This window comes from Leptospira brenneri, assembly GCF_002812125.1.
GTDB lineage: Bacteria > Spirochaetota > Leptospiria > Leptospirales > Leptospiraceae > Leptospira_A > Leptospira_A brenneri.
In genome coordinates this window covers 614,641-625,785 of sequence record NZ_NPDQ01000001.1, presented here as the reverse complement: position 1 = coordinate 625,785, position 11,145 = coordinate 614,641, and the positions used below count along the sequence as shown (strand labels likewise).

Here is an 11,145-nt window from a genome sequence, read left to right as displayed (position 1 = left end):
GAAAAAAGTTTAACCAAACAATCATTCAATAAATATAAATCGAAAGGAAATCAATGAAATTAAAAACAATAATCAGTATATTCTTAATTTCTACTTCAATTCTTTATGCAGAAGAATCCAAATCCAAACCAGCGACTTATGAATATGGACTGAAAGTGCAAAACATCACTTTTTTTCCTTATGAGGGGATTAGAACAGGTGGATTCAACCAATCCGAATTAAAAAACAACAAGGAACTCGTTTATTTACCTTTTTTTAAATATAGAAATACAAATAAACAGTTTGGTTTTGATTTTGATATGATTGATATTAAAATCAGTGATCCCTACTACAAAGCATTTCATTTCAACAATAGTTTATTACCTACTGCTTATAGTTTGGGAAATGTGCAAAGGCAAGAATACAGGTTCAATTTTTTCTACCTACCTCTCGAGAATCAGTTATTTTATTTTGGACTTGGTCTTTTAAAAATAGATCGATTGTACAATGTTGAAAATTATGATTTTGCTTCTTCTATCAGCCATGACAAAATTAATTCTTATGGAATTTCAATACCTCTTCGAAGTAAAATCGAATTGATAGATGGATTGGAATTAAATTTGGGTTTTGATCCTTACGTGACTTACGGAAGGAGAAATTATGTAAACCAAAGAGTGAGTAGTGTGATGTATTATGAAGATAAACCTGGTCCCTACTTTTATCTAGCAAAAACCAATCCGAATAATATCACTGAAATTTTTGGATTTCAGGCAGAGATTTCACTTTCTTATAAGTTCTATGATAACTTAAGATTATATGTTGGCTTTATAAGGAACCAATCCACAATTCGATCCATCAACTTTGACCGAACAAATTATACCTATGTAGGTGCCCAGGACCACCTGTATGTAACTAATGAAAATAAATACAATCGGTCAATTGATACACATAATTCCATTTATTTGGGAATTTCCAATACACACTAACCTACTACAATTTTAAAATGAAATATCTAATATTTATCAGTATCATTTTTTTCAGCTTTTCGATTCACTCAGAAGGAAACATTGAATCCGAATTAAACAACAAGTCAGTGGAAGAATTATCTAATGAAGAACAAAAATTAGAAAAAAATATCGAATACGAAAAGGAGAGGAAAGATAAAATTAGGAAAATCAGAATCAAAAAGGAATTCGATTCGAGTTATATTCATTCTATTTCATTACATTTATCACCTAATGCTTTACAAGGAATTAATGGATTAGCGTATCAACATATAAAGAAAACAAATCCATATGATATATATGTACCAAACGAATACGATGAACAAGATAATTCCAATAGAAATATATCTGTTTTTGCTTCCTACTTCTATCTTCCAAAGAACCTGGGTATTGACTTTTATTCAATCTCAATTGCCTCAAACCCGAGTGGATTTGCGATGAATCCATCCAATCTTGAGTTGGATAGTATTAGAGATTCCAAAAGAAAGTCTTCGTCTACAATACTAGTTTATAAAATGTTCAACACGACAGAAAGTTTTGCTTTTGGTATTATTGGTGGACTTACTTATCAAAATGAAGAATATTTCTTCCAAAGAAATTCCATACATTCATTAGGTTTATTTGAAAACTCACAAGAGTTTTCTGGATGGGGTCCTGAAATTGGTTTTAGACTTAAATGGAAAATTATGGAATGGTTAACAGTTTCAAATAACCTCACTTTCATTCATACAGAAAATAATTACAAATATTCGCATAGGTACATTTCAAATGATTATAGCTATTATAGTAATGCATATTCTGATTTCGATAATCCGGTTTTCAGGTTAAACGCAAATAACAACGGGTTTGCAAAAGGCACATTACAGACCGATGGATTTAGAAATTTTACTAACTTCGATATTCCTATTTCCGAAAATACTGCAATCAATTTTGGACTCATGTTATTAATGCAGCGATTGACAATTTCAAATTTTGAAGCAAAAATGCTCCTTTCCTCTAAACTAGATGAAAATACTAAAAATTCTCAGATAATAAACACCTTCCTATTTTATGACAATATCAAAAATCAATATACATTTTATAATGCTATCACAGTCGGATTGACTTTAAAGTATTAGATTTGACAGAGAATAGAACCTAATACACGTTATCCAGTGATTACAAAATAGTTCGATACTCTAAAAATGAATAATCTCAAAACAGTCTATTTAATTTTATTTATAAACTAAAAGTAGAAAAACACTTTACAAGGTATTGAAGCATGTTTCATTAAATTCAATTTCTATGGAGCCAACTGTCATTGAATACAAACCTCAAACACAACTTACTCGTTACGTTGAGAGTTATCTTCTCATTCAATGCGATGAAAATTTCAGTAAGTCAATCATTCCTCACCATTCGTTTGTTTTGACCATCAAACTCAAAGGGAATCATCACTATCGGATGAATTCAGATTTTGATAGTTTACCAACCATTTCCCTCTCAGGCCTCCGTAAAACAGTAAAACACAACGCACTTTCGAAGGGAAGTGAGATTATAATTGTGAAGTTCCAACCTTGGGGTGCTTTTTCTTTTTTCAACAGGCCGATGTATGAACTAAATCAGATCGGAACTTCCGGATACGAACTATTTAATAAAATGGATCTAGATGAGTTGCAGTCAAGGTTACAGGAAGCAAGGGACAATCGTTTAAAGATCGAACAACTTGAAAACTTTTTATTGAGAGCGGTTAAAAATCAAAATATCAATCCAAGAATCGTCGAATCGATTTCACAAATGAAAGCTTCGCAGGGCAAAATCAAAATCCAAGAGATAGCCTCTATTGTGAATTTAAGTGTAGATACTTTTGAAAAAAAATTTCGAGAAATTACCGGAGTCACTCCCAAAAGAATTTCATCCATCATTCGTATGAGTTCGGTGGTTCGAGAAATTCCTAAATATACTTCATTTACCAGACTCGCTTACGATTTCGGATATTTCGACCAATCACATTTTATCAAAGAATTCAAATCCTTCACCGGCAAAACACCCACACAATTTTTGGTTTAAAAAATTCTTTTATCCTGATTTTTTACAATCCCTCCTTTGAAAAATTCGCTATAAATTAGATTACTAATTTCCCAAAGGAAGATTGTATATGTTAGAAAGTTTATTTAGTTTGAATTGGATTGCCATTGTACTGGCAATCTTGGTCTATTCTTTTCTAGGGTTTATTTGGTTTACCATTTTACTCAAAAGACTGTATCGAATTTCTCTAGGGAAAGAGAACGAAACAGAACAACCCCCAAATGCGATTTTCATTCTTGGACCCATGGTTTGTATCATTGTGATCACAATTACCACAGCCATCTTATTTTCTAGATTAGAAATCGATCAAACGATTGATGCACTGGCTTGGGGAAGTTTTATTGGAATCGGTTATTTATCTGCAAATACGATGAATATTGCCATCAATCCAAACATTCCAAAACCAATCTTGTATGGAGTAATTTCTAGCACCTACCATTTGGTGGGAATCAATCTCGTTTCTTTGCTACTAGTCCAAAAGTTTTAAAGACTTGATTAATGATTTGGCGAGTTGCAGGGGAGGTTCCTACCTTCCCTACGCCAAATTTGCCATCCATTAGGTTTATCTTGATGAGGTCTGAACTAAACAAAAGTGAAACGGAAGCACACCTCGTTAAAGCCCGATCAGTTTCAAAAACAGCTTGCAACTAACAAATTCGAAACGACGATAGACTAACGAACAATCTTTTAAATTAAATCTATGAAATTCCAAAAAATAATCAGTATATTCTTAATTTCTACTTCAATTCTTTATGCAGAAGAATCCAAACCCAAGCCAGCGACTTTTGAATATGGACTGAAAGTGCAAAATATCACTTACTTTCCTTATGAAACAAATACAGTGGATGCTTCCCAAAAATCAGATTTGAAAAACAATAAAGACTTGGTGTACTTACCGTTCTTTAAATATAGAAACACAAATAACAAATTTGGATTTGATTTTGATATGACTAATATAAAAATCAGCGATCCTTATTATCAAGTACAAAGTCTTTTTTCCAGACTTATCCCTTACGCATATACTTACGGAAATGTACAAAGACAAGAATATCGTCTCAACTTTTTTTATCTACCTTTCGATAATCAAATTTTCTACTTGGGACTTGGTTTATTAAAGATTGATCGATTGTACAATGTTGAAAACTACGATGTGGCCACATACATTTACTCAGACAAAATCAATTCCTATGGAATTTCAGTACCTCTTCGAAGTAATATTCAATTTTTTGATCGTTTCTCTCTGAATTTAGGATTCGATCCATACGTTTCCTACGGACGCAGAAGTTATGTGAACCAAAGGACGGGATATAGTTATTACATGGATGACCGTTTTGGTCCTTACTTTTTTACATCCAGAACCAATCCAAACAATGTTACAGAAATCTTAGGTTATCAGGCTGAAGTTTCATTGTCTTATCAGTTTTATGATAATCTCAAAATCTATATAGGTTTCAGCAGAAACCAATCGATCATCCGATCGAAAAATTTTGACCAAACCAATTTCTCTTATTATGGAACAAGGAACTTACTTCTTGTCTCTCATGGATCTTCAACTGAAAGATTGATTGATACATACAATTCTATTTATTTCGGAGTTTCGAATACACATTAACGATATATTTTCGCGCCAGGGATCTGAAGGGCTTGGCCTTCCATGCCTTTAGATTTACTCTTTGTTTATCTAAAGACAATGGAAGGCGGGAGCGTTTAGCGCACCCCGGAGGAGCCCGATCGGTTTTGGAAAAAACATTTTGCAACTAACAAATGCGAGGCGTCCAAATTTCTCCAAAAAAAAATAACTTCTGATTTGTATCAGTGCATCAAATTCAAAAAAAAAGCCACTCTAGGAATTTCCTCCTTAAGTGGCTTTTTACCTTTGATCCCTTCGATTTACCAACTCACAACCGCAAGTTGGTAAAGTTCATAAAGATCAATCTGTCTTTTAAAACTTAAGCTACTGGACCGTATTGGCTGTAGTCAAATTCTTTAGAACCAGTAAGGTATTTTTTGTAGTTCTCAACAAATTGTTTCGCAAGGTCAGCGGCAGTTTTGTCATAGTCTTCTTTGTTTTCCCAAGCGTTACGTGGGTTGAGGATATGTGAATCCACACCTTCGATTGTTTTTGGGAAAGACACTTGGAATACAGGGTGTTTTTCAAACTCAGATTTTTCAATGTTTCCGTTGAGGATTTCATTGATGATTTGGCGAGTTGCAGGAAGGTTCATACGTTTTCCCACTCCATACTTTCCACCAACAAGACCTGTGTTGATCAGGTATGCATTTACTTGGTGTTTTTTCATTTTTTCACCGAGTAATTTTGCATAGTATGTTGGGTGAAGAGTCATAAACGCCTGACCAAAACAAGCTGAGAAAGTTGCTTGTGGTTCTTTCACACCGCGCTCAGTTCCTGCAACCTTCGCTGTGTAACCAGAAAGGAAGTGATACATTGCTTGTTCGATAGAAAGTTTAGAAACCGCAGGAAGAACACCATAAGCATCATAAGTAAGGAAGATCACAGTGTTTGGGTGACCTGCTTTTGATCCTGGTTGGATGTTGTCGATGTGGAAGATTGGGTAAGAAACTCGAGTGTTTTCTGTTTTTGCTGCAGAAGAGTAATCTACCTTCTTAGTTGCCGCATCAAATACTACGTTTTCAAGAAGTGCATCACGACGAATCGCTGCATAGATTTCTGGTTCTGTTTTTGGATCTAAATTGATGGTTTTTGCATAACATCCACCTTCAATGTTGAAGATACCGTTGTCATCCCAACCATGTTCATCATCACCGATGAGTTTGCGGTGTGGGTCTGTGGAAAGAGTTGTTTTTCCTGTTCCAGAAAGACCAAAGAAAAGTGCACTATCTCCATCCTTACCAACGTTTGCAGAACAGTGCATAGTGAGCACGTTCTTAAGTGGCAAGTAGTAGTTCATAACGGAGAAGATACCTTTTTTCATCTCTCCACCGTATTCAGTTCCACCGATGATACAGATTTTTTTTGCTAAGTGGAAGATCACAAATACATCGGAGTTAAGGCCGTGTTCTTTGTATTTTGTGTTTTTGTAACCAGAAGCGTTGATGATTGTAAATTCTGGATCTAATTTTGCGAGTTCTTCTTTCGTAGGGCGAAGGAACATGTTTGTGCAGAAATGGTGTTGCCAAGCTCTTTCGGTTACCACACGGAGAGAGATACGTGTGTCATCGTTGGTTCCAGCGTGACCATCAAAAACATAAAGTTTTTTGTTATCGAGAAATTTGGTAACTTCTGCATAAAGTTCTGTGAAGATGGCTTCTGAAACCTTTGTGTTGACCGGTCCCCACCAAATGTTGTTTTGGGAAGAAGGTTCATCGACAAAGTATTTGTCTTTAGGGGAGCGACCCGTAAAAATCCCGGTATCTACCATCATCGTTCCGTTATCGGAAGTTACGCCTTCTTTGTTGTTCAATTCGTGCTGGTAAATTTCTTCGTAAGATAAGTTATGGAAGACTTCGGATGGTTTAAGGCCTAATTCAGCAAGGCCGCGCAGATTAGTAGATACTGACATGGATCTCTCCTCGATTTCACTTTGTGTTTTTCTAGCTTCTTATTTTGCGAGTCGGTGTCAATAACAGAAAATGAAGATTCTCCACGCATCAGCAGAATATTTTCCCTACATCAAGATGGGAGGGCTTGCCGACATGCTCGCTTCTCTCACGAAAGAACAAGCCAAGACGGAAGAAGTTTATGTCGCATTACCATATATTGGTGGTTTGGGGAAGTCACCCCAGTGGACAGGCCGAGAGTATCCAGCCCTCCTCCCAAATGATGCCAAAACAGATTCTCTGGTAGTTTCGATTTTAAAGAATTCTAAATTTTTAGAAGCAGAAGAGTCCGGTGTGAAATTGTATTTTTTCCAATCGGATCTTTTCCAATCTTTAAATTCCGTCTATGGACACGCAGAAGAACACTTTCGGTTTGCGATGTTCTCATACGCTTGTTATGCCTTAAGCCAAATTCTGAAGGTGGATGTTTTTCATGCCCACGATTGGCATACAGCCATTGCCCTTACTTTGCAAAAAGATTCTGCAAATCCAATCCCCAGTGTTTTCACAATACATAACTTAGCCTACCAAGGAGATCATCCGTTTTGGATGACTGGATTTTTAAAAGAGGAACCATTTCGACTCATCACAAGTCCCTTTGACCATGATGGAAAATGTAATTATATGAAGGCGGGGATTCTCTCGGCTGACAAAATCACTACAGTAAGTCCTGGTTATAGAGAAGAAACACTCAGTGAACCCAATGGATTTGGTCTCAGTTATTGTTTACAACAAAGATCTGGCGATTACCGAGGGATTTTAAATGGAATCGATTCAGAGGAATGGAATCCCAATAAAGACAAACGAATTTACAAAACCTACTCCGCCAAAGATTGGAAAGAAGGAAAATTAAAAAACAAAACAGAACTATTCAAAGAAATAGGACGACCCTCTTTACCTCTTGATGTCCCTTTGGTTGGTCTTATCGGAAGACTCACTCACCAAAAAGGATTTCCTACTTTTTTACAGGCATTCTCCGAAAGACGACACCTACCACATCGTTATGTGGTTCTTGGTTCAGGGGAACCGGAAATGGAAAAAACATTCTACTATCTTTCCGATTCCCTTCCGGATATATTTTATTTTTATAAAGGATATAACGAAAGTTTGGCTCATAAAATCGAAGCCGCGAGTGATTTTTTTCTAATGCCATCGCTCTTTGAACCTTGTGGCCTCAACCAAATGTACAGCCATAACTACGGAACCATTCCGATTGTATCTCGTGTGGGTGGGTTAAGGGATACAGTGGAAGAATCAAACATTCCAACATACAAAACAGGGATTGTATTTGAACCAAATGACGCAGGTTCGCTGGGATATGCTCTGGAACGGGCCAAGGATATATTTGGTTCACAAGAAAGAGACATTGTAGTGAAAAACATTATGGATCTGGATTGGAGTTGGAAAAAAAGAAAATTAGAATATGATTTAGTTTATACAAAAGCAATTGAACTAAAAATATAATTTATTTCCCTATACAATTAAGAAGTACAAACCTTTGAGCTGTTACTTATAGATATGAGAATTTATTTTTTCCCCTTCCTATTTGCTGTTCTACTCATATCTTCTTGTAAACTCAATCTAAACAACCCCAGTGATCCCGCTTCTAGTGATTTTTTCCTAACCAATCTCATCAGAGCTTATTTATTATCTGATCCTTGCCTTAATTTTCAAACCTGGAAAAAAACTTATGGAACAGGAACAAAAAAAACAACCGGTTCCGATTTACTGATCCTATCCAATGGGGACTATTTAATCTCAGGGGTTACGCAGGAATATTTGGTTCCTGGTTCTTCCGCCGGGGTTGCCCATGGCTTTGAAGGAGATGTGGGAATCACTCTGAATACATTTTTAATGAGAGTCTCCCATACAAACGGAGAAATCCTTTGGGTTGATTACCTGGGCGAAGCAGTAGACGAAGTAACATACAAACCGAAATTAAGAAAGTATCCGAATGGAGACATCTCTGTTGCTTTGATTGTAACAGGTTACGAACAAGCCGGCGGTCCCCTCAATGCCAAATCAGGTATGGGAATTCCTTCCCTTTTTGTAGGGAGGATTCGTGAAAACGGAACACGCGTTTGGTTTACCTATTTCGATTCAAATAGTATCGGCAATTTTGTTGTTTCAGCGATGGATACATCAAACAACTTACACGTGTTTATTGAAAATACAGGTGGTAGTGGTCATGCTTCTTTTGGAGATGGACCAACTATTATTAATTCAACTTCAGGTGGTGAGTCTGACTCAGACTTCATTCACTTAGCCGTTGGTGAAAATGGCCCCATGTTATTCCAACGTTACTTTAGCAGTGGTGGAGATGATTTTATTTTTGGGGCAGAAGCCAATGCAAGCGGACTTTTCATCACTGGTGGAACAAATCAAAGTGTAAGTGGAACCATACATCCTTATGCTGATTCTCAAATGCCGTTTGTGATGAAACTGAATGAAGCTGATGGAACTATTTTATGGTATTCTTATTTGGGAACTACCGACGAAGGTGGGTATGGAGATCCCAATCGTTTCCTTGTGAAAGATGATTCCATCTATACCATCACCTCTGGTAGGTATACGTATGGAAGTCCAGCAGAACCGTTGGTCGCAAGCAATGGAACCATCAAACACTATATCTTCTCTAAATTCAATGTGAGTGGTGCTCTCCTTTGGAATTCTTTTTTGGGAAGTGCTACGGAAAGCATTTTGGAAATGACGGAATCAGAACCCCTCTGGCTATCTTCTTCACAATTACTCATGCGAACACAAGCCTCTTCTTCTACTGGCCAGTATTCCTCTGCACCTGATTCTACCACTGGCAATGGATCAGGTTCCTATCAACTAGCAGATATTTTTATCAATCCACAATCGGGAACTTTCAATAGATTTCATTATTCGTCTAACTTAACTTCTCCGGCACAAGAAAGAACGGAAGTGATGCGAGAAGTATGTTCAGGAAAACTCGCTCGTTTGAATTATACAAAATTTACTACCGCACCAAATCCCATTCCCACACAGATTTCTATCGAGAATGTAAGTTTGCCTTAAATACAAAAAGTTTAAGGCGCCTCGAATGGGTTAGGTGGCCGTTACAAAAACCTATCACCGACCAGGCTCCTCCGGGGTGCGCGTTCGCTCCCGTCTCACCCTTATCGGGTGAGACCATAGCCCTTCAGATCCTTGGCGTAGGGATTGGTTACCAGATAAAGAGAGAAGGTTTTCCGTTATTGGAACTATTACGACTGGTTACTATAAATTTCCCATTGATGGGATCTAAAATCATCCTGAGGTCGCTAACTTCCCCTTGTCCTGCAGAAATATCTGTATGAGAACAACTAGTTCCATCTAGATTGCACCTGAATAAACTGAGCTTAGACTGATTCGCTGCATTACGTGAGATAACTAACAACTTTCCATTGATATGATCGATTAGGGCACTAGGATTAGAGCCGGAAAGATTCCCTTGTCCTACAGAAATATCTGTATGGGAACAACCAGTTCCATCTAGATTGCACCTGAATAGACCCGGTTTGGAACTATTCGCTCCATTGGAGGTGACAACCAACAACTTTCCATTGATGCGATCGATGAGAGCATTGGGACCTAGACCAGAATTAGTTCCTTGTCCTGCAGAAATATCTGTATGGGAACAACTAGTTCCGTCTAGATTACATCTGAATAGACTCGGCTTTTCGTTATTGGCTCCATTCGAGGTGACAGCCAACAGCTTTCCATTCACATGATCGATCACTACGCTGAATAAACTCAACGCAGGAGTATTCGCCAATTGCCCGGCGGAGATATCCGTAAAGGTGCAATTAGTTCCATCTAGATTACATCTATACAGACTTGGTTTTTCTTTATTTGCAGAATGACGTGTAACAACCAATAATTTTCGACTGACATGGTCAATGACGGCACTGGGGTAAAAACCTGAATTAGTCCCTTGCCCTGCCGAGATATCTACGTGCAACTAGTCCCATCTAGATTGCACTTGAATAGACCGAGTTTGGAGTCATTCGCATAATTTTGAGCGGGAACCAACAATTTTCCGTTGATATGATCGATGACGGGACTGGCGAAAAGAGCCGCATTAAACCCTTGCCCTGCCGAAATATCTGTATGAGAACAACTAGTTCCATCTAGGTTACACCTGAATAGACTGAGCTTAGAGTCATTCGCTTCATTTAAAGTGACGACCAATAACTTACCATTGATATAGTCAATGATTGGATTTGGTAACCTACCAGAATTAGTCCCTTTTCCCACAGAGATATCCACATGAGTTCCCGTCGTACTGGTTCCTAGTGGTGTTGTCGTTGTATATGCCATAACATCCAATAAAGAAACAACGCTGGAAACCCCACTTTTATTTGCTACGACTCGAAAGTAATACAATACCCCACCAGTTAACCCAGTGACCATGGATTTGTTACTGGTCCAAAACTTGTCGATGCCGTAGTTACACCGGGGCTTGTGCTGTAGTACACTGTGTACGATGTAGCACCGGCGACTGGCCACC

10 protein-coding genes are annotated in these 11,145 nt (G+C 37.5%); 7 read left to right on the top strand and 3 right to left on the bottom strand.

Annotated features, from left to right (window positions below; genetic code table 11):
- Positions 1-53: 53 nt before the first annotated feature.
- From CH361_RS03045 to CH361_RS03025, 5 genes are all read left to right on the top strand, one after another.
- Positions 54-965: a hypothetical protein gene (locus tag CH361_RS03045; protein ID WP_100789324.1), complete on the top strand. Its 912-nt coding sequence runs from the start codon at positions 54-56 to the stop codon at positions 963-965.
- 107 nt (positions 966-1,072) lie between these two features.
- Positions 1,073-2,101 carry a hypothetical protein gene (locus CH361_RS03040; protein ID WP_208861368.1) on the top strand — a complete coding sequence of 343 codons (1,029 nt, stop codon included), beginning with the start codon at positions 1,073-1,075 and terminating at the stop codon, positions 2,099-2,101.
- A 136-nt stretch (positions 2,102-2,237) separates the two neighbouring features.
- A complete protein-coding gene (locus tag CH361_RS03035; protein ID WP_244279501.1) occupies positions 2,238-3,032 on the top strand; it encodes a helix-turn-helix domain-containing protein in 795 nt (264 codons plus the stop codon).
- Positions 3,033-3,120: 88 nt separating this feature from the next.
- Positions 3,121-3,537, top strand: a complete 417-nt coding sequence (locus CH361_RS03030; RefSeq protein ID WP_100789321.1) for a DUF1761 domain-containing protein — start codon at positions 3,121-3,123, stop codon at positions 3,535-3,537.
- Positions 3,538-3,750: 213 nt separating this feature from the next.
- On the top strand, positions 3,751-4,662 hold the full coding sequence (locus CH361_RS03025; RefSeq protein WP_100789320.1) for a hypothetical protein: 912 nt from the start codon (positions 3,751-3,753) through the stop codon (positions 4,660-4,662).
- A gap of 337 nt (positions 4,663-4,999) precedes the next feature.
- On the opposite strand, the gene pckA is transcribed toward CH361_RS03025, so the two are convergent.
- The gene (pckA, locus tag CH361_RS03020) at positions 5,000-6,592 is read right to left on the bottom strand and encodes a phosphoenolpyruvate carboxykinase (ATP) (RefSeq protein ID WP_100789319.1); all 1,593 of its coding nucleotides are present in this window, start codon (positions 6,590-6,592) and stop codon (positions 5,000-5,002) included.
- 70 nt (positions 6,593-6,662) lie between these two features.
- On the opposite strand from pckA, the gene CH361_RS03015 reads away from it, so the two are divergent.
- Both CH361_RS03015 and CH361_RS03010 read left to right on the top strand, forming a co-directional pair.
- Positions 6,663-8,093, top strand: coding sequence for a glycogen/starch synthase (locus CH361_RS03015; RefSeq protein ID WP_100789318.1), 1,431 nt, complete (start codon positions 6,663-6,665; stop codon positions 8,091-8,093).
- 54 nt (positions 8,094-8,147) lie between these two features.
- Complete coding sequence (locus CH361_RS03010; RefSeq protein ID WP_100789317.1) at positions 8,148-9,671, top strand: hypothetical protein; 1,524 nt, start codon at positions 8,148-8,150, stop codon at positions 9,669-9,671.
- 148 nt (positions 9,672-9,819) lie between these two features.
- On the opposite strand, the gene CH361_RS19875 is transcribed toward CH361_RS03010, so the two are convergent.
- Both CH361_RS19875 and CH361_RS19870 read right to left on the bottom strand, forming a co-directional pair.
- Positions 9,820-10,596 carry a hypothetical protein gene (locus CH361_RS19875; protein WP_100789316.1) on the bottom strand — a complete coding sequence of 259 codons (777 nt, stop codon included), beginning with the start codon at positions 10,594-10,596 and terminating at the stop codon, positions 9,820-9,822.
- A complete protein-coding gene (locus tag CH361_RS19870) occupies positions 10,587-11,048 on the bottom strand; it encodes a hypothetical protein (RefSeq protein WP_100789315.1) in 462 nt (153 codons plus the stop codon). Before CH361_RS19870 ends, CH361_RS19875 begins: the two co-directional genes overlap by 10 nt.
- Positions 11,049-11,145: the final 97 nt, after the last annotated feature.